Genomic DNA, 19,495 nt, shown 5'->3' with positions numbered 1-19,495 from the left:
CCGCGCGGTCACTGGTCACTCCGCCCCGCAGCGTCGCGGATCTCACACGTCGGGGGTGAACCGGCCGTCCTGCGCCATCCAGCCGCCGTCGACGAGCTGCGAGTGCCCGGTGACATAGCTCGAGGCGTCCGAGGCGAGGAACAGAACGGGCCCGGCGATCTCGTGCAGGCGACCCCAGCGGCCCAGGGCGGTCTTGTCCGCATACGCGTCCCACCACTTGCCGTCGGCCTTGATCTGCTGCGTCAGGGGCGTGTCGAACGGGCCGGGCAGGATCGCATTGACGCGCACGCCCTTGCCTCCGAGCTCGCTGGCCATCGTCTTCGTCAGTTGGACGACACCGGCTTTCGCTGCCGCATAGATTCCCTGGCCGGGTTCGATGGCCAGCGCCCGGAATGAGGCGTAGGTGACGATCGATCCGCGACCCCGCTCACCCATCTCACGGCCGAAACCGCGCATCAGCCGGTACGTGCCCTTGAGGTTGATGTCGATGACCCGGTCGAACTCGTCATCGGTGGTGTCGACGAGGCGTTTGCGCACGTTCGCTCCCGGTGTGATGACGAGGATCTCGGCATCGGCCCAGGCGTCCACGAGGGCATCGACGGAGGCCGTGTCCGTGATGTCAACGGCTGCAGCCGTGGCCGTTCCGTCCGCTCCCGGTGCAGCCGATCCGTCCGACTCCGAACCCTGCGCCGATGAGTGGGCGGCCGACCCGCTCCTGCGAGCGGCGATGAGGGCGGCGGTCTCCTCGGCGCCGGTGAGGTTGAGGTCGGCGGCGACGACGTGCGCCCCCGCATCGGCGAGCCCGATCGCGCTGGCCTGCCCCAGTCCGGAGCCGGCCCCGACGACGACGGCCGTGCGGCCGCTGAGGTCGAACAGGGACGGGATCGACGGGTTGTTCTCGTTCGTGGGCATCGGCTCGTTCGTCGACATCGGGAATCCTTCCGGGCGGGGTTCGGTTCCGGAGCGACACCGGTGTCGCTCCGTGGACTTCAAAGGTATGCCCGCCGAGGCGGCCCCGCCGTCCCCGTTTCACCTTGTGGAACATCGGCTTAGGTCAGGACCGCCTCGGGGAGGGGGTCAGAATTTCTTGCTGTCGACGTAGCGGATCTCGTCGGGGAGGTTCGCCAGGTAGTCGACGATGAAGTAGGCGATGGCCTCCATCGTGGGGATGTCGCGCTGACGGGCGCGCGCCATGGTGCGGCGGTGCTCGGCGAATTCGTAGAAGATCTGCCCGGGTTCGAGCTTGCGGGTGAGGTTCTCCGGGATCGCCTGGATGAGGGGTTTGTACACCTCGTCGAGCCAGCGGCGGGCGGCTTGGGATTCGTCGAGTTCGTCGAATTCGGCGATCTCGGGAGCCGAACGGAACGAATCGAGGTCGTTGAGCATCGCTCGGGCCTGGTTCTCGTTCGCGCCGATCCCGGTCAGGCGCAGCAGACGCCGTGAGTGGTGGTTGGGTTCGACGACCTTCGGGGATACGAGGAGGCTGATGCCGTCGAGATCCGTCGTCACGGTCAGTTCGCCGAGGTCGAAGCCCAGGTCGTTGAGGCGGCGGATGCGTTCGTCGATGCGCCAGCGTTCGTTGACGCTGAATTCCTCGACCCGGGTCAGCTCCGCCCACAGCGCGTTGTACGACTCGCAGAGCCGTTCACCGGCCGCCAGCGGATCGGTCTCGGGAGCGACGAGTCCCGCGGCCTGCAGGTCGAGGAAGTCCCCGGCGATGTTCATCCGCGCGATCCGCAGGTCCAAGTTCCGCTGTCCGTCGGAGAGCTGGTCGTGCAGCTCGCCGGTCTCGGCGTCGACGACATAGGCGGCATAGGCATCAGCGTCGCGGCGGAAGAGCGTGTTCGACAGCGACACGTCTCCCCAGTAGAAGCCGACGAGGTGGAGGCGGACGAGCAGAACAGCCAGAGCGTCGACGAGGCGGCCGCCGGTGTCCTCGGCCAGGTCCCGGGAGAACAGCGCGCGGTAGGGCAGCGAGAATTCGAGATAGGCGGTGATGAGAGCGCCCTTGAGTGCCTGGCCCGATGCGGTCCTGCGCTTTCCGACGACGGCGCGGGCTTCGACGAGGGGGACGTCGAGGTTGCCGAGCGCGCCGAGGATGTCGAACTCACGCGTGGCCTGCGCATCGTCGGTCTCCTTGATCGCGAGGACTTCGTCTCCGATCTCGACATAGCGCACTATGTGGCGGGAGATTCCGCGGGGCAGACCGCCGAGGAGCTTCTCCGGCCACTCGGCCAGGGGCAGGTGCCAGGGGAGCTCGGCCAGGGCCGCATGATCGGCGTTCCGGACAGTGTGGATCTCCGGTGCGGGAACGGCGGTCCCGACCGATGCGGCTGCGTCGACCGATGCGGTTGCGTCGATCGGCGTCGTCGCCGACGGTGAGGCCTGTGCTGACGGGTCCGGCGGGGGCAGGGTTCCCGGCACGGCTCAGGAGTCCGTGTCGGACACCGAGGCCACGAGCGCCTCGGCGAGGTCGGGTGTCTCCACGCCGATGAGCCGTCCGCGATCGAGGAAGGCGATCCGGTCGCCGAGGACCTTCGCATCCTCGAGATCGGAAGTGGCGTAGATCGTCGTCAGCCCGAATTCCTGCTGCAGCTGCTTGATGAGAGCAAGGGTCTCAGCCTGCTGCTCGGGGACGAGATTGACCACGGGCTCGTCCATGATGAGCACCTTGGGTCGGCGCACCACGGCACGCGCCAGGGCCACGGTCTGGCGCTGCAGCTGGGTGAGGTCACCGGGAACCGAATCGAGGATGTCGCTCAGCCCGATCTTGTCCATCACGGATTCGACGCGTTCGGTGATCTCGTCGGCGGGCAGGCCGTCGACGCGCAGCGCAAAGCCGAGATTGTCGCGCACGCTCATATGCGGGTAGAGCGCGTAGCTCTCCAGGGCCAGGGTGACATCGCGGTCGTTGACGGCGGCGTGGGTGATATCCGCGCCGTCGATGAGGATCGTGCCGGACTTCGGGGTCTCAAGTCCGTGCAGCATTCGCAGGATCGTCGACTTGCCCGACCCGCTGGGTCCGTAGAGGACGAGGAACTCTCCGTCATCGACGAAGAGATTGAACGGGTGGACGGATTCGGACGTCGTGTTCTCGTAGACATGACTGAGGCCATTCAACGACACCGTTGACATAAGTCCTCCTAAAACTTCTGAATAACTCCGTGAGCAGCTGGTCGTCGGTGACCCGGCAGGGATGCTCAGTCACTCTCATCCTAAGGGGTGGATGATTGGGGTGCTCTGTGAATTCGACAAAGCGTAGAGTGATTCTCAGCACGATGGCTGTGCGCCGACGCATACCGCGGCGCGAAAGTAGACTGACTCGTATGAAGGTCACGTTGGACGAGGTCGCCGCCAGGGCCGGAGTCTCTCTGGCCACGGTCTCCCGGGTGCTCGGTCGCCGCGGTGCCGTCGCCGAGTCGACCCGGGCGAAGGTGCTGGAGGCGATGAGCGAGCTCGGCTATTCGCGCTCGACCCTGCTCCATGATGCGCCGAGGCGGCTCGTGGCCGTCAGCGCTCCAGGCAATCCCGAACATTGGCAGGTCCAGGTCTGCACCCGCGTGGCCAAGGCCCTGCAGGATCATGATCTCCTCGTCACCCGCCCGCTCGTCGAAACCGACCCGGAACCGCTGCAGACCGCAATCGAGGCGGGCGCAGTGGCCCTGGTGACCACGACGATGACGAGTCTGAATACGGAGATCCCCTGCATCCGCGTCGCCGAACAGTCCGCCACCGAGGAGGTCTCCGAAGCCGGTACGGAGGTCATCGCCGCGCGCCTCGACCTCGGCGGTGGGATGACCACGGCCTTCGAACATCTGCGGGCGATCGGACACCGGCGCATCGGGCTGATCTGCAACGACAGCGGTGAACTGGCCGTCCAGCTCATCCGCCGCTTCCTCGCCGAACATCCGGCCAGAAATCTCGGGCTCAACCTCGAGGACTGGATCTCACGGGTGCCGAAGTCGTTCTCCGGCGGATCGCGTGCGGTGCTCGAACTCAAGGATGCGACCTGCACAGCGGTGATCGTCCAGTCCGCGCTGCAGCTGCACGGAGCCCTCCACGGTCTGCGGAACCGGCATCTGCAGGTGCCGCGGGACATGTCGGTCGTCGGATTCGGCGATTCCCCGACGATGAAGTTCACGGGCCCGCCGGCCACGGTGCTCGGCCTCGACGTCGAGGGGCTGTCGAATGCCCTCATCGATGCGACGCTGCAGACCCTGCGGATCTCGACGACGGGTCTGCCTTCGGTGCCTCCGGTGTTCCGTCCTCGACTCGTCGCCCGAACTTCGACGACGGCGGCCCGTCAATGAGCGAACATCTGCCCGAGCACCGGCACGTCCGTCTCGCCGAGATCGCCGGTACTGCCGGAGTCTCGAAAGCCACCGCCTCACGAGCTCTGCGCGATCCCGAATCGGTGTCGGCCGCCTCGTCGGCGAAGGTGCGGCAGGCTCTGGCGATCCTCGGCGCTGCCGGCCAGACCCCGTACGCCGAATCCGGCACACGGGAAGGATCCGGTGCTGGGGCTGGATCGGGTGCCGGCTCGTCGCTCATCGCGCTCATCAAACCCGCAGTGTCAGCAGGCAACGTGGACCCGTATTCGCGGCTTGCGGAGATCCTGACGAACCGGATGTTCGGACTCGGCATCGCCGTCGTCCACATCGAGGCCATCGCCGAACGCAATGAGGCCCTCCTCGAGACGATCCTCGGCAGTGAACACGGCGGGCCCACGATCTCCGGAGCCGTCGTCGTCGGCGGCGGTGCCGCTGGTGTGCTTGCGGGGATGCTCGCCGAACGTGGGCTGCCGCTCATCCGCATTTCGAATGCCCGCCACGACGATGGGATCTCGCGCATCTACCTCGACGCGACCGGCGGAATCGAGACCGCCGTGGCCCACCTGGTCCACCTCGGCCACAAACGCATCGGGCTCGCCGTGCTGCGCGATTCGGCTGCCCCGGCCCGCATCGCCGGCTTCCGCAGATCGATGGCAGGGATCCTCCACATTCCCGCCACCCGTGATCAGGCCCCCGTCGTCGAGGCTGCCGGCGGAGCCATGGCCGGAGTCGCAGCCGCCGAGGAGCTGCTCGACCTGCGCTGCACCGCTGTCATCGCCTGCGCCCCGTCCCTGTCCTTCGGCATGCTCGAGGCCGCCCAACGGCTGCGACTCGACGTTCCCAGGGACCTGTCCCTGCTCACGGTCGGCGACGTCCCCGACGCCGATGTCGTCCAACCGCCCTTGTCGCAGGTCGTCTACGACTGGGCGACCGTGGCGCAGTCGGCGATCGACGAGATCCGCGAGATGATCGCCGCCGGTGACGCGCGCGTACATGTCGACTACACGGTCGACCCGGATCTCGTCCTCCGGGCCAGCGCCGTGCCCCCGCAGCGCCGCTGATCTCGGGTTTCGATCGCAATCATCCTCGCCGAGGCGGTCCTGCCGTGACGTGGATCCGAACGGTGAGTCGGACCGACCGGAGCGCGCCGAGGTGGTCCGATGCCGGTCGCGAACCGGATCATCCTCGGCGAGGCGGCTCGACCTCAGTCGTGGACGGTGCGGAGGAATTCCGTGCGTTCGGCAACGAGGCGGCCGAGCAGTTCGGCCACGGCTGCAGGATCGGCGATCCGCCATGAAGCGCGAGTCGGGGCGGACCCGACTTTGACGGTGAGACCAGCGTTCAGAGCGCCGGAGTCCGTGAGTTCGTCGAGGGCCGCGAAGGCGTCCTCATCGGTGACATCGTCGCCGAGGTAGCCCATTGCCGTCGGTTCGCCGGCACGGGCGAGCAGCCCGATGCCGTCGCCTTTCGTCGCCTGTTTGACGGCGAGTTCGGTGATGTCGTGGCCTTCGATGACACGGATGTCCGGGAACTCCTCGACCACGTCGAGGGCGTGTTCATGGAGGGCCGCGGCGGCCTCGGGGGCGAGTCCGCGAGTGTGGACCGTCCGCGAATAGGGTTTGCGCTCGATGAGGAAATCCGAGGGGCCGTCGGCATGGCCTGAGTCGCTCGCGTCAATCGTTGCGGCCGAACCCGTCGTCGCGGCCGCACCTGTGGTCGCCGCGGCCGAACCGGGGCGTTCATCAGCGCCCGGAAGAGTGTGTTCGAACGCGTCGAGGTGTGCGTCGATGGCGGCGAGCATCGCTGCCTCGGCCGGAGCGAGCTCGGGGGACCGGCCCATTGCGGTGTCGGGATTGCGATCAGCGTCGGTGCCGAGCTCGGCCTCTGCGCCGTGCGAACCGATCAGCCACGCCGAGTCCGGCGCCTCGGACAGGCGTCGCAGGGTGGCGATATCGCGTCCGGACACCAGTGCCACCCGAGTGCGCGGCAGACCGGCAAGCGCCGCGATGGCCGAGGCCGATTCGGGGACCATCCGGGATGTCGACGGGTCGTCCTGAAGAGGTGCGAGCACCCCATCGAAATCCAAGGCCAGCAGCAGCGAATCGGCGGTGGCGAGATCACGCAGGGTCACCTCGGCGGTGGCGGAGGGGGCAGGACCGAGCACGGTCGGCTTCGATGTCACTGTTCGTCTCCTAGCGGGCGGTGGAGATATCGTCTGTCCACTCGGCATCATCGGGTCTGTCGGCGCGATCGGACGGGGCAGCCGGCACATCCGGCGGCGGTGCGGTGCGGTTCTTCTGCACCACGGGCCGTTCGGGGACGATGACCTCGGGATTGTCCTTGATGTGCTCGAGTTCGGCGAGGAAGTTCTTCGACCACCGGCTCACGGTGTCCGTTGCGACCCGCTTGCGCATCTGCTTCATCCGACGCGTGCGGGTCCTCTCATCCATCTGCACGGCTTCGAGGATGCCCGCCTTGAGGTCGGCGATGTCGTGGGGATTGACCATCACCGCGCCCTTGAGCTGTTCGGCAGCCCCGGTGAATTCGGAGAGCACCAGGGCTCCGTCGTCTCGCCTTCGGCACGCCACATATTCCTTGGCAACGAGGTTCATCCCATCACGCAGAGCGGTCACAAGCATGACATCGGCGGCGAGGAAGAACGCTGTCATCTCATCGCGCGGATAGGAATGGTGGAGGTAGCGCACGGGAATCGATCCGACATCGACCTGCTCGCCGTTGATCCGCCCGACAGCCAGTTCGACGTCGTGGCGGATGATCTTGTACTGCTCGAGGCGTTCCCGCGACGGGGTCGCGATCTGAATGAGCACGACATCCTCGACATCGAGTCGGCCCTCGGCGAGCAGCTCCCCGAACGCCTTGAGCCGGTGGCGGATGCCCTTCGTATAGTCCATCCGATCGACGCCGAGCATGACCACCCGAGGATTGCCGACCTCCTCGCGGATCTGCTTCGCCCGCTCGAGGATCTTCGGATCGCGGGCGAGCTCCTCGAGATAAGGGGTGTCGATCGAGATCGGGAACGGCTCGGCGCGGACGAGGTGGGCCGGGAGGAAGTCACCCGGCGGGACCGAGACGGTCGACCCCTTCGTCGCGTATCCCAGACGCCCGCGGACGGCACGGCGGAAGTTCGCTGCGTCCGCCGGCCGTTGGAACCCGATGAGGTCGGCGCCGAGGAGGCCGCGGAGGATCTCGTCGCGCCACGGCAGCTGAGCGAAGAGCTCGTAGGGCGGGAAGGGAATGTGGTTGAAGAACCCGATCGCGAGGTCAGGGCGCAGGCGTCGGACCATCTGCGGAACCAACTGGAGCTGATAATCGTGAACCCACACGGTCGCGGACTGCGCAGCCACCTCGGCGACCTTGGCCGCGAAGCGCTCATTGACCCGCACATACGCATCCCACCACGTGCGGTGGTACTCGGGCGGGACGATGACATCGTGATAGAGCGGCCACAGTGTGGCGTTGGAAAACCCTTCGTAGTACCTGAGGACATCCTCGCTTGTCAGAGTCACCGGGGTCAGGTGCATGCCGTCGATGGTGAAGGGTTCGAAATCCTCGTCGGCGACGCCCGTCCACCCGATCCACGCCCCCTCCTGGGCCTTCATCACGGGAGCCACTGCAGTGACCAAACCCCCAGGTGAGGTGCGCCATCCGCGATTCTCGTCGTCGGGATCGCGGTCAACGGGCAGGCGGTTGGCCACGACGACGAAATCGCTGTCGCCGTAGGGGATCTCGGTGCTGGGCTCGGCAGAGTCGACGGTGCTCATCTGCGCCTCCTCCTGTGTCGGTCCTTGGAATGAACTGTACTCGCTCGACTAGGCTTGGCCAGGTGATGGATCAGGAACTGGGAGGCTACCGCCTCATCGAGGAGCTCGGCTCGGGCGGCATGGGTGTCGTCTACCTCGGTGTCGACGGCGGAAACAACCCGGTCGCGGTCAAGGTCCTCCATCCGCATATCGCCAATGACGAGACCGCCAGGAAGCGTCTGGCCCGCGAAACCCGCACCCTGCGCCGGATCCGCCATCCCCGCATCGCCGAGGTGCTCGACGCCGAACTCGATTCCGCGCAGCCGTTCATCATCACCGAATTCGTCGACGGGCAGACCCTGTCCGATGATGTCCGCGACAACGGCCCCTTCGCCGAGGATGAGCTCGTCCACTTCGGCCACGCCCTCCTCGACGCTCTCAACGCCGTCCACGATGCCGGCGTCATCCACCGCGACCTCAAACCCGCCAATGTGATGATCATGGACGGTGAGCCGATGGTCATCGACTTCGGCATCGCCCAGGTCGCCGACGAAGTGCGCGTGACCGCCACCGGGCTGGTCATGGGCACCCCCGGCTATCTCTCCCCGGAGATCGCCGACGGCAAGACGTCGAGTGAGAAGACCGACTGGTGGGGATGGGCCGCGACCATGGCGTTCGCCGCCACCGGCCGCAACCCCTATGGCTCCGGACCCTTGGAAGCCGTGCTCGGTCGTGTGGCCATGGGCAAATTCGACCTCGACGGGGCGCCGAAGAACTTCGCTCCGCTCATCTCCGCCTGCCTCGACCCGAAACCCGAACGTCGTCCGTCGGGGCAGATGATCCTCGACGCTCTCGTCGACATCGAGTCCGGGCGGATGCCGCAGCTCGGTTCCGGTCCCAGCGGCGGTGCCGGCGCGGGCGGACCGCAGCGGACATCGAGCGGCACCGCGGTCATGCCTGCCGTCGACGACGGCGGCAGCGGTCACGGCGGTTCCGGCCTTGGTGGTGCCGGAGCCGCTGGGGCAGCGCTCGGGGGTGCGGCTCTGGGCGCGGGCACGGGGTACCCGGGAGCCGGCCCTTCCGGCAGCGGGCAGCCGCAGTACCCCGGATCCAGCCGACCGACCAATCATGCCGGGTCCGGTCATGGTGTCGGGTCCAACCAGGGACCGGGCTACGGTCCCGGGCAGATGCACGGGCAGCCGCCGCAGCAGGCGACCGCACCGCCGATCAGCAACCCCAACGGCGGCATCCAGGCGGGCCCGGGCTCCCCGATGGCCGGTGCCGACCTCGGCCGTTCCGGCTTCGTCCAACCCGGCCACGGACAGAACCTCGTCGGACCGAACGGTCCCGGCGGACAGCATGGCCAGGTTGCCCAGGGACAGTGGGGAGACCAGTCCGGTCCCGGCGGCCAGCACATGGGGCCCGGCGGCCAGCCGACGCAGCAGGGCGGTCAGCAGATGCAGCCCGGCGGTCAGCCGTGGACGCCGATGGGGTACCGACGAGTGCAGTCGGGCGGCTGGGTCGTCTTCGGACTCGTCGCCTTGGCCGTCGCCGTCATGCCGCTCGGCCCGCTGGTCATCAGCGTCGTCGCCCTGATCTGGTCGGTGCTCGCCCGCACCGGCACACGTCTGGACCGGAAGGTCCAGCGGTACCGGTTCGACCGCGGAACGGATTCGGGCGGATTCTTCCGCGCGCTCGCCTCGGCGCCGGGGGCCGTGCTGGCCTCGATACTGACGTCGGTGGCCTCGCTCATCCTGCCGGCGATCGCGGCCGCCGCCGCGCTCGTGCTCACCCGGCTCGACATCGCCGGGATCGTGCCCAGCGGGTCGTCCGAACAATGGTCGGTGTGGGCGGCCGGCGCCGCGGGTTCGCTGGTGCTGTGGGTCGGGCCGGGAGCCTCGAGCCTGCGCTTCGGCTCACGTCTGCTCGTCTCTGGAGCCACTCGAAATCAGCTCGGCCGCCTCATCGCCTTGGCGGTGATCGCGCTGCTCGTCATCCTCGCCGTCATGGTCATCCAGTCGGGGGCGGCCATGTCCTGGTGGCCGCTGACGATCAACCCCTTCGACTACTTGCCCGGACCGGTGTGAGCAGGTCGGACTGATTGTTCGGTCTGGTGCGGGCCGGTTGGCCGGGCGCGGTCCGGTCGGTTCGACGCGGGCGGGAATGTGGGAGTTCGCCTGGGCGCCTGGGCACTTGTTCAACTGTGCGACCGTGCGATCGTGCGAATCGATCCGTACTGATTGCCGGGAGAGTCCGAGGTAGTTGAACGTTGTAGTTGAACCTTGAATGTTTCTGGGAGTCGGCGAAGCACCTGTTTCGGTACAGTGGTGCCGTCGGGTCGCGGAAGCCGTCCCGCACCGTTCGGGCCTCAGGCCGCACCGATGTCAGACGATCCAACGTGAGGAACAATGGCGAAGAACAACTCCGCGGACGACAAGCGGAACCGCGCACGCGAGAACGCCCGCCAGATCGCGGCGAATCAGGCGAAGAAGGAGAAGACCGCGAAGACGATCCTGTACACCGGGATCGCAGTGGTCGTCGTCGCCGTGCTCGCCGTGGTCGGTGTGCTCGTATTCCAGCAGAGCAAACCCGCTGTCAGCCCCTCGAACTATGTCTCCGAGGGAATCACCGTGGGCAAGGACAACACGCTCGTGCAGCCGCTGAAGATGCCGGAAGGTGAGGAATCGGATCTGCCGGCTCCGACCGAGGAGGGTGCGAAGAAGGGCGCTGCCACGGTCACCGTCTACCTCGACTTCCAGTGCCCCGGGTGCAAGGCCTTCGAGGAAGGCAATGCGAGCATGCTGCGCAAGCTCGCCAACGAGGGTTCGATCGTCGTCAACTACAAGCCGGTGTCGTTCCTCGACCGCATGTCCAGCGGCAACGAGTACTCCACCCGCGCCGCCAACCTCGCCGCCTGTGTCGTCGACAGCCAGCCCGAAGTCGCCATGGACCTGTTCGACGCACTCTACGCTCAGCAGCCGGAGGAAGGCACCGAGGGCCGCACCGATGAGGAGCTGCTCAAGGTGGCCGAGGACGCCGGCGTCGACACCTCGAAGAAGCTCAAGGCCGATCCCGAGCAGACCGTGAAGTCCTGCGTTACGGACCGCACCTTCGACAAGTTCGTCGAACAGTCGAGCCAGACCGCTCTGGACGACGGTGTCGAAGCCACCCCGTGGGTGCTCATCAACGGCAAGCACACCGACAAGACCAGCGACTCGCAGGCCCTGGCCACCGAGATCCTCAAGGCCACCGGAGAGTTCAAAGGCTGAGTCCCTGAGGACCTGATCGGTTCCTGTCCGAGGCTGGATCGGACATCGTCCGGGGCGGCGCTCGGCCCGGCAGTGCACGAATGAAGGCCGGACCCCGCCGAGGTGGGGCCCGGCCTTCGTCGTCCCCGCAGGATGGGAGGTGCCTATCGGACGGGGATTGCCTACGGTGAGGTCGGGGCCGCCTCGGTGAGGGGGCGGTACAGGTTGAGGCTGGGCCGCCTCGGTGACGGTGTCCTGCCGGACTCGTTCCCCGCGGTTTTGTGGCCGGGCCCGGCCATGGACTACTATCGTGTAGGCGCGCACGCTCGGTGCGCACCACGCCTCCTTAGCTCAGTTGGTAGAGCACCGCTCTTGTAAAGCGAAGGTCGTCAGTTCGAGTCTGACAGGGGGCTCCGCTCGGGAAAGCCCCGCGCATCGCTGGAAACAGTGAGCGCGGGGCTCTTTCTGTGCGTGCAGGAGGACTGAATCCAGGTCACTATCGGACACTGGCCGCCGATTCCAGGTCACTATCGGACATTTCTACTGGCGAAAAGTATCCGATACTGACCTGAAGTCAGCCGCTGGGCCCTTGCGAGCTCGGATGCTGCGCCGTGGCGGTGAAGGGGCGACGGCTGGTTGACCGGCTAGGTCTGGCCGTCGCGTCGGAAAACGAGCATGAGGGAGCGCATGCTCAGCACGAAGCCGCCGAAGAGCAGCACGAAGCCGAAGAACGAGTACAGGTGGATGTCCTTCGTCAGCAGCGGACCCTCATCGCTGGTGATGAGCATGATCGCTCCCACCACGGCGGCCCCGGCGAGGACGGCGACGATGAGCTGCTGAAACAGACTGGTGAGGAAGCTGCGGTCGGAGGGATTCTCGAGCACACGCATGTTCATCGAGAACCGGCCGTGTTCGAGGTCCTCGGTGATCTTGTTGATCCGGCGCGGCATGCGGTCGATCATCGGCATCAGCTGCAGGGCCCGACGCTGCAGCTCATCGGTGATCTTCGTGCCCTTGAGCTTCGACCTCACGAGCCTGTTGCCCTCCTGCCGGGACACGGCGACGACATCGAAGTGCGGATCGATCGTCAGCAGCGCACCCTCCACGGAGGCCATCGCCCGGAATGCGGCGCTGATCGGCGCCGGCACGGAGAACCGGTGCGCGAGCACGAGATTGAACAGGTCGTCGAAGAGCTTCTGACCCTGCGCCGCACGGGTGCCGCCGCCGTAGCGCAGCAGGAGTTCGCCGACGGCCCGTTCGACCTCCCGATCGTCGAGTCCGTCGGGACGCCCGAGGAGTTCGATGAGGGCGTCGGTGGCCCCGGCACTGTCGTTCTGGTCGATCGAGTAGAGCATGAGTCCCAGCGAGGTCTGCGTGCCCGGATCGAGTCGGCCGACCGCACCGAAGTCGAGCAGCCCCAGCTTCCCCTCGGGAGTGATGAAGATGTTGCCGGCATGCAGGTCGGCGTGGAAGATCCCATCACCGATGATCTGCTCGAGCGTGGCACCCAACAGTGTGGTGGCCAATCGGGACCGTTCGGCATCACTGAGCTCGGTCAGCAGCGCCCCCGCCCGTGAGACAGGCTGTCCGGGCAGCCGATCCATGACCAGCAGGCGTTCGCCGCTGAGGCCCGGGTAGCCGTGTGGAACGGTGACGTCGAATTTCCCCGACCGTTTGAGAGAGTTCTCGATGCTGGCCATATTGTCCAGCTCGATCCGATAGTCGAGCTCCTCTTCCAACGTGTTCGCGAATCCCGCGGCCAGCGACTGCACCCCCAGATCCCTGCCCCAGGTCGTGGTCTTGTTCAGCCAACCCGCCAACCGCAGGATGATGTCGAGATCCTGAGTGACCTGATTGAGCGCCTTCGGCCGCTGCACCTTGACGATGACTTCCGTGCCGTCGAGCAGGGTCGCCTCGTGGACCTGCGCCACCGAGGCGGCCGCCAGCGGCGTGGAGCCGATCCGTGCGAACACCTCTCCGATGGGTCGACCGAGCCGCTCGGCGATGGCCGGTTCGATGACCGACCAGGGCTCGGGCGTGACTTGGGTCTGGAGGGTTTCGAGCTCACGGACGAACACCGGCGGGAGGATGTCTCTGCGGGTGGAGAGCATTTGTCCGAGCTTGACGAAGGTCACCCCCGCCTCGGCGAGGGATTCCTTGAGCGCTCGTGCGGTCTTGACGTCGCGACCAGGCGAATCCCCTCCGAAGCCGCGCAGCTGTGAGCCGAGCCCGTGCCGCACGGCGATGGACACGACCTGGGCGTAGCGGCGGCCGCGGCGACGGCGAGATTTCCACCCGAAGAACAGCGACTGCGGGCTCGGCAGGGACCCGGTCGGGAAGGCCGCTTCGAGCATGACGAGGGCACCGACGCCCAGAGCGAAGATCCATCCGAGGGCGAGCACCATGAACAGCACCGCCACTCCGGGGGAGACGTCAAGTCCGTCGACGTTCTGCCCGGTGCCGGCCCGGTAGAGGTACTGGACGGTCACGGCCACGACGGCGCTCATGACGAGACCGACGGCCAGCGTGCGCGGCCAGCCGGTGGGGACGCCGACGACGCGACGGACCACGGTGGCGGCGAACCATGACTGGAGGACGAGGAAGACGAGTGCGGCGAGGCTCACCAGCACATATCCGCCGACGTCCAGTGCTTCCATCGATGACTCTCCTGATCCTGTTCGGACTCTCAGCTGTGGGCCGGCCGCTGCGTGCCTTCAGCTTCGGGCCGTCAGCCGAACTTCGTCGATTCGGTCATCTCCAGCCTAGTCCGTCGAGTCAGTCCGTGCGCGGCGGATCGAGGCGCCTCCGCCTTCCGGGCAGACCCACCTGACGGGCCCAGATGAGGATCCACACCGCACCGAGGAAGGCGAGCAGTCCCGGGAAGAGCACCCCGAACCGCAGGGTGGTCACGGTGATGATGAGGGACAGCAGCGTCGGCCCGCCGAGCTTGCCGCCGTTGTTGAAGATCGCCCAGATGCCGAGGAACCGCGGCCTCCCGACCGCGGGGGAGAGGTCCGCGCCGATCGTCATATTCACGCCCGCGCCGAGGCCGTTGCCGAAGGCCATGACCGCGGCGGCGATGACCATCCCGGCGAGATCCGGTTTTGCGACCATGATGACGAACCCGGTGCCGAAGATGGACAGGCATGCGACGAGGGTCGCGACCCGACCGAGGTGATCCTTGATGTACGCGCCGAGGAACATGACGATGAGTTCGAGTCCGGCGCCGAAGGCGATGATGAGCGAGATCGAGGACTTGTGCAGACCGATCTCGACGCCCCACAGCTGGACGACGACCGGCTGGGCGGCGCGGGCCGCCGCCAGTGCGATGATCGTGACGCCGGTGAGGATGACCGATTTCCACCGCACGTCCAGCGGCGGCCGGCGATCCTTCTTCCCCCGCCGAGGAGGGGCGACGTCACCGTGTGCCGGATCGTTCGCCTCGGTGGGGTTGGGAGCATCGGCGGGTGAGGGATCGTCCGCACATGAGGTCGGGGCCGCCTCGGGGCGGTGCGGATGGTCGTCGAAGCCGGGGATCTGGGCGATCGGCAGGGTCATGATCGCGATAGCGGCGACGGCGGTGAGGCCGGAGAAGACGAACACGGACCAGATCGGGAAGATAAGCATGAGGCCGGCACCGATCATCGGCCCGACGAGGTTGCCGACCCGCTGCGTGCCGCCGAGCGCGGTCATCGCCTTCGCGAGGTCGGCCGGCGGCATCACCTCGGCGACGACGGCCTGTCTGGCCAGGCTCCACACATCGGAGACCGGGCCGAAGACCATGAGCGCGACCGTGTAGACGAGCAGCGAATACGGCGAATCCCAGATGAAGGCGGCGACGATGGAGCCGAGCACGATGATCGCCGCGCACGTGGCCACGAACATGGCCCGGAAATCGCCGAGGCGGTCGATGAGGATCCCGGCCGGCACCGTGGCCATGAGCGACACGGCCCCCATGATGCCGACGATGGCTGCGGCGAACGCCTGCGTCGAGCCCAGCGAGAGCGCCCCGAGCACGAGGATCGGCATGATCGCACCCAGGCCGACGGCGAAGAGGGCGAACGGCACGAGCACCGGCCACAGGATGGGTTTGAGCACGTGGCAAGTTTAGTTGAGGCGGGGCCGAGGCGTTCGCGGAGTCCGAGGTGAGAGCGGCTGCGGGTATGCGGAAAACCGGGCGGGCCGGTTCGGCGGGTGTTGGGCCAGCGCAGCGGGGTGCCGGAGTCGGCCGGACGGCCATAGAATGTGCGAGCACTCAATCCGACCGGTGAGGATCCCATGACCGCACAGCACTCAGCCGCACCACGGTTCCGCCTCAGTCCGATGCGTCCGCGCGATCCGGGTGAAGAGGGGCGGGCAGCCAGCACGCTCGAACTCTTCTTCGACCTCGTCTTCGTCATCGCCGTCTCGATCGCGTCCTCACACCTGCATGACACGATCACGGAGGGCCGCCTCGGCGATGGGGTGGTCAACTACCTGGTCGTGTTCTTCGGGATCTGGTGGGCGTGGATGAACTTCACGTGGTTCGCGACCTCCTTCGACACCGACGACTGGCTCTACCGAGTGCTCACGATCGTGCAGATGGGCGGGGTGCTCATCCTCGCCGCCGGCATCGGCCCCGTCTTCGAGAACGATGACTACCGGCTGCTCATCGGCGGCTACGTGCTCATGCGCATCATCATGATCTCCCAATGGCTGCGGGCCTCCCGCGGTGCCGGGGTCGCACGGTGGACGACGATCATCTACGCGGCCGGTATCGGCCTGGCCCAGATCCTGTGGGTGATGTGGCTGGCCATCGACGACTCCATGATCCGGTCCGTGGGCCTCGTCGTGCTCATCCTCGCCGAGGTGGCTGTGCCGGTCATCGCCGAAGCCCGCGGCAAGACTCCGTGGCACCCGCACCACATCACCGAACGCTATGGCTGCTTCACGATCATCGTCCTCGGCGAGAGCCTCCTGGCCTCGGCGAACACCGTCTTCGACGCGTTGGGCGAAGTCGAGGACATCGTCCCGCTGATCTCACTGGGCGTCCTCTGCCTCATCGTCACTGCGGCGATGTGGTGGATCTACTTCTGGCCGCCGCATCACCGGGCGATCGGCAGCCTCGGCGGATCGCTCAGATACGGCTACGGCCACTACTTCATCTTCGCCGCCGCCGGTGCGTTCTCGGCCGGGGTCGGCGTGGAGGCCGATTCCCAGCTCGGTGCCAGCGCTCTGAATCCGGTGCTGGCGACGTTCACGGTCTCAGTGCCGATCGTGGTGTTCGTCCTCGGGGTATGGGTGGTCGCCATCCGCGCCAACGCCAATGCCGTCGTCAACACCGTCGTCCCGGCCTGCGCGCTGCTCGTCCTCCTCGACCCGATCATCCCGGTCCCGACATTCCTCACCACATTCTTCATGGTCATCATCGTCATCACCCTCGTCGTGTTCCCTCCGCTCGATGACAACGGCAGGACCGGCGCCGAGGCGGTCGTGCGGTGATCGTGCTCCGCTGACGGGTGCGCGCGGGCCGGGGGAGGAGTTCGCGCGACCATGTGCAACAGAACGGGAGTGCCGGTCCGATCTGCGCCCTCGTCAGAACGGCAGACCGTGATAGCGGTCGATGTGCCTCTGTTTGGCGTGGTCGACCCGACGTGACATCTCCGCGGAGTCGACCTGCACGTGCAGGGCCCGGACGCGGCGACGCTCAATGAGCCACAGCGCCAGGCGCAGGACCAGACCCTCGAGGCCGGATGCCCTGGCGCGGGTGTCCTCGCCGCTGTCGACGACGAACTCCCTGGTCACGGTGATGGTGCGTTCGACGATGCGGCGCTGGTGAGATGCCCTGCCGTCGGCAGTGCCGATGCCGTTCAGGGGAGGGCGGATGGGTGCGGTGAGCGTGCTCATGATGGGGTTTCCTCTCCATCGGTCAGGGGGAAGGCGTAGAACTGGATCTGCACCGGGCGGGAGCCCGGATCATTGCGGCCGCGGTACTTGTTGATGAACGCCATGGTGGTCCTCTCGTACTCGGCGGCGATCTCGGCGAGCTGTTCCTTGGTCAGGCGCAGATTGCTCGTCTCGCTGACCGCGGCTTCGATCCACGACTTCGGCATCCGCTGGCCGTCATAGGCGGCATCGATGAAGTGTTCGAAGTTGCGCTGCGCATTGCGCACGAACTCTCGGTTGACGTAGGACGAGGCGGTCCGTGCCGACGGGTCGAGGTCGCGTTCGGGGCCCGGCACCTTCATGGCCCCGGGAATCCTCTCCCACCACTTCTCTCGCCCGCTCCGTTCGCCCTCGACCTCGCGGATGAGCTGGTGCCGAGCGAGCTGACGCAGGTGGTAGCTCGTTGCCCCGGATGATTCGCCGAGGCGCTTGGCCAGGCCTGTCGCCGTCTGCGGGCCCTGCGTCGACAGCGCGTCGTAGATCGCCATCCGCAGGGGATGGGCCAGGCCCTTGAGGGCCGAGGTGCTGATCTCGCGGACGCCGTCGGGGTGGGTGATCTCGTGAGTGGCGTCGTGTCCGGTGTCCTCGCTCATAATGCAAAGATACGCTTGCAAATAAGTCTTTGCAATACTTTCTTTGGATTGTGTTCAGGTCATCGGCTGAGGCCTCGACGCGGCCAGGTCGATCGGGCTGAACGCCGGAGCCCGGCGCAGATGTGCCGGGCTCCCTATCGGTTCGTCGCCGAAAGTGGCACGCTGGAGTCATGGTCCCTCAGAGCGTCGTCCCATTTCACAGTGTCGTCCCGCCCTACCTTCTCGATGCGATTGCCGAGCGCGGCACCGAGCGGTTCCCGAAGGCCGCGGCCGCCGCGGCAAGCTGCCGGATGTCCGACGAGAGCTGTCGGAACCTGCGCCTGGCCGGGCTGCGCTATACCCCACCGGCCGATCTCGGCAGAGACGTATCCGCGCTCGCCGCACCCGCTCCTGCAGGACTGCAGCGCCTCGTCCACGATGCTCAGAACACCGAGGTGCTGCCCGGCGAACTCGTCCGCTCCGAGGGCGAAGAACCCGTCGACGATGAGCCGGTCAACGAAGCCTATGACGGGCTCGGCGCTTCGTATGCTCTGTTCTCCGAGGTGTTCGGACGCGATTCGCTCGACGGCGCGGGAATGCCGCTCATGGCCAGCGTCCACTACGGCAAGGACTACGACAACGCCTTCTTCGACGGCCGCCTCATGGTCTTCGGCGACGGCGACGACGAAGTGTTCATCGGGTTCACCGGTTCGCTGTCGATCATCGGCCACGAGCTCTCCCACGGTGTCATCAGCCACACCGCCGACCTCGAGTACTTCGGCCAGCCGGGAGCGCTCAACGAGCACTGCGCCGATGTCTTCGGCGCCCTGACCCAACAGCACGACGCAGGACAGAATGCCGAGGACGCCGACTGGCTCATCGGTGCCGGAATCTTCACCCCCGAGGTGACCGGTCGTGCCCTGCGCTCCATGATCGAACCCGGCACGGCTTATGACGACGACGTCCTCGGCAAGGACCCGCAGCCTGCGCATATGGACGACTTCGTCACCACCGATTCCGACAACGGCGGGGTCCACCTGAACTCCGGGATCCCGAACCGGGCCTTCGCGCTCGCCGCCATCGCCGTGGGCGGCCCGTCCTGGGAAAGCGTCGGACAGGTCTGGTACTCCGTCCTCACAGGGGCTGAGATCACGCAGCGCACCGATTTCGCGGAGTTCGCAGAACTCACCATCGCCGCGGCGGCCGACCAGTTCGGCGCCGGATCCGACGTTCACGATGCGATCGTGTCCGGGTGGGAAACCGTGGGCATCTCCCACGCAGGTTCGGCCCGCGGAAACCAGGGGAGCAGCTGGTGAACGAGAAGCCTGCCGGTGGTTTCGGGCATCTGCTCGTCGAACGCTCGGGCGGTATCGGCGGGATGCTGCTCGTCTGGGAGGTCGACATCGACGCAAGCACCCGACGCGATGACCTGGGCCCGCGCATCGCCGAACTTCCCTGGTCCGACAGCGGGCAGAGCGATGGTGTGACGCAGAGTGATGATGCCCCGCAGGCCACGGGTGCTGATCGATTCGCCTACCTCATCGAGAGCCGGTACGGGCGAGTCCGCTTCGGCGAGTCTCAGATGCCGCCGGAGTGGAAGCAGCTGGTCGATGACGTCCGGGAAGTCGCCGAACCGCAGAGGCGGCAACCCGGCTGAC

Annotated in this window: 16 protein-coding genes and 1 tRNA gene; 8 read left to right on the top strand and 9 right to left on the bottom strand. The window is 66.9% G+C overall.

Annotation, left to right across the window (positions count from 1 at the left end):
• Window positions 1–42: 42 nt before the first annotated feature.
• The 3 genes from ACVZTU_RS15005 to ACVZTU_RS14995 all read right to left on the bottom strand — a co-directional run bounded on the left by ACVZTU_RS15005 (window position 43) and on the right by ACVZTU_RS14995 (window position 3,135).
• Window positions 43–930 (bottom strand): SDR family NAD(P)-dependent oxidoreductase, encoded by an 888-nt coding sequence (locus ACVZTU_RS15005; protein ID WP_482400748.1) that lies wholly within the window; start codon window positions 928–930, stop codon window positions 43–45.
• A 147-nt stretch (window positions 931–1,077) separates the two neighbouring features.
• Complete coding sequence (locus ACVZTU_RS15000) at window positions 1,078–2,424, bottom strand: DUF4032 domain-containing protein (protein ID WP_482400747.1); 1,347 nt, start codon at window positions 2,422–2,424, stop codon at window positions 1,078–1,080.
• Window positions 2,425–2,427: 3 nt separating this feature from the next.
• Window positions 2,428–3,135: an ABC transporter ATP-binding protein gene (locus ACVZTU_RS14995; protein ID WP_229663984.1), complete on the bottom strand. Its 708-nt coding sequence runs from the start codon at window positions 3,133–3,135 to the stop codon at window positions 2,428–2,430.
• A 191-nt stretch (window positions 3,136–3,326) separates the two neighbouring features.
• On the opposite strand from ACVZTU_RS14995, the gene ACVZTU_RS14990 reads away from it, so the two are divergent.
• On the top strand, window positions 3,327–4,310 hold the full coding sequence (locus ACVZTU_RS14990) for a LacI family DNA-binding transcriptional regulator (protein WP_139468135.1): 984 nt from the start codon (window positions 3,327–3,329) through the stop codon (window positions 4,308–4,310).
• The gene (locus ACVZTU_RS14985) at window positions 4,307–5,392 is read left to right on the top strand and encodes a substrate-binding domain-containing protein (RefSeq protein WP_482400746.1); all 1,086 of its coding nucleotides are present in this window, start codon (window positions 4,307–4,309) and stop codon (window positions 5,390–5,392) included. Before ACVZTU_RS14990 ends, ACVZTU_RS14985 begins: the two co-directional genes overlap by 4 nt.
• Before the next feature lie 143 nt (window positions 5,393–5,535).
• Here the strand turns inward: ACVZTU_RS14985 and ACVZTU_RS14980 are convergent, their stop codons facing one another.
• Window positions 5,536–6,513 (bottom strand): trehalose-phosphatase, encoded by a 978-nt coding sequence (locus ACVZTU_RS14980; RefSeq protein WP_482400745.1) that lies wholly within the window; start codon window positions 6,511–6,513, stop codon window positions 5,536–5,538.
• Between the two features lie 10 nt (window positions 6,514–6,523).
• Window positions 6,524–8,113: an alpha,alpha-trehalose-phosphate synthase (UDP-forming) gene (locus tag ACVZTU_RS14975; RefSeq protein ID WP_482400744.1), complete on the bottom strand. Its 1,590-nt coding sequence runs from the start codon at window positions 8,111–8,113 to the stop codon at window positions 6,524–6,526.
• Window positions 8,114–8,178: 65 nt separating this feature from the next.
• Between ACVZTU_RS14975 and ACVZTU_RS14970 the strand changes: the two genes are divergently transcribed.
• The 3 genes from ACVZTU_RS14970 to ACVZTU_RS14960 all read left to right on the top strand — a co-directional run bounded on the left by ACVZTU_RS14970 (window position 8,179) and on the right by ACVZTU_RS14960 (window position 11,753).
• A complete protein-coding gene (locus ACVZTU_RS14970; RefSeq protein ID WP_482400743.1) occupies window positions 8,179–10,179 on the top strand; it encodes a serine/threonine-protein kinase in 2,001 nt (666 codons plus the stop codon).
• A gap of 321 nt (window positions 10,180–10,500) precedes the next feature.
• Window positions 10,501–11,361, top strand: coding sequence for a DsbA family protein (locus ACVZTU_RS14965; RefSeq protein WP_482400742.1), 861 nt, complete (start codon window positions 10,501–10,503; stop codon window positions 11,359–11,361).
• Between the two features lie 319 nt (window positions 11,362–11,680).
• A tRNA-Thr gene (locus tag ACVZTU_RS14960) sits at window positions 11,681–11,753 on the top strand.
• A 231-nt stretch (window positions 11,754–11,984) separates the two neighbouring features.
• On the opposite strand, the gene ACVZTU_RS14955 is transcribed toward ACVZTU_RS14960, so the two are convergent.
• Complete coding sequence (locus ACVZTU_RS14955; protein ID WP_482400741.1) at window positions 11,985–13,997, bottom strand: ABC1 kinase family protein; 2,013 nt, start codon at window positions 13,995–13,997, stop codon at window positions 11,985–11,987.
• Between the two features lie 118 nt (window positions 13,998–14,115).
• Window positions 14,116–15,438: an MFS transporter gene (locus ACVZTU_RS14950; protein WP_482400740.1), complete on the bottom strand. Its 1,323-nt coding sequence runs from the start codon at window positions 15,436–15,438 to the stop codon at window positions 14,116–14,118.
• Window positions 15,439–15,618: 180 nt separating this feature from the next.
• Between ACVZTU_RS14950 and ACVZTU_RS14945 the strand changes: the two genes are divergently transcribed.
• Complete coding sequence (locus ACVZTU_RS14945) at window positions 15,619–16,821, top strand: low temperature requirement protein A (protein WP_482400739.1); 1,203 nt, start codon at window positions 15,619–15,621, stop codon at window positions 16,819–16,821.
• Between the two features lie 93 nt (window positions 16,822–16,914).
• Here the strand turns inward: ACVZTU_RS14945 and ACVZTU_RS14940 are convergent, their stop codons facing one another.
• Both ACVZTU_RS14940 and ACVZTU_RS14935 read right to left on the bottom strand, forming a co-directional pair.
• On the bottom strand, window positions 16,915–17,226 hold the full coding sequence (locus tag ACVZTU_RS14940) for a hypothetical protein (protein WP_172171495.1): 312 nt from the start codon (window positions 17,224–17,226) through the stop codon (window positions 16,915–16,917).
• Window positions 17,223–17,858: an ArsR/SmtB family transcription factor gene (locus ACVZTU_RS14935; RefSeq protein WP_172171493.1), complete on the bottom strand. Its 636-nt coding sequence runs from the start codon at window positions 17,856–17,858 to the stop codon at window positions 17,223–17,225. Before ACVZTU_RS14935 ends, ACVZTU_RS14940 begins: the two co-directional genes overlap by 4 nt.
• A 170-nt stretch (window positions 17,859–18,028) precedes the next feature.
• On the opposite strand from ACVZTU_RS14935, the gene ACVZTU_RS14930 reads away from it, so the two are divergent.
• Window positions 18,029–19,153, top strand: a complete 1,125-nt coding sequence (locus tag ACVZTU_RS14930) for a M4 family metallopeptidase (RefSeq protein WP_482400738.1) — start codon at window positions 18,029–18,031, stop codon at window positions 19,151–19,153.
• Window positions 19,150–19,494 carry a protealysin inhibitor emfourin gene (locus ACVZTU_RS14925; RefSeq protein ID WP_139908957.1) on the top strand — a complete coding sequence of 115 codons (345 nt, stop codon included), beginning with the start codon at window positions 19,150–19,152 and terminating at the stop codon, window positions 19,492–19,494. Before ACVZTU_RS14930 ends, ACVZTU_RS14925 begins: the two co-directional genes overlap by 4 nt.
• Window position 19,495 lies beyond the last annotated feature (1 nt).

Source organism: Brevibacterium sp. OS20 (assembly GCF_056837565.1).
Note: the sequence above shows the minus strand (reverse complement) of the source record. Positions and strands in the feature narration are given on the sequence as shown.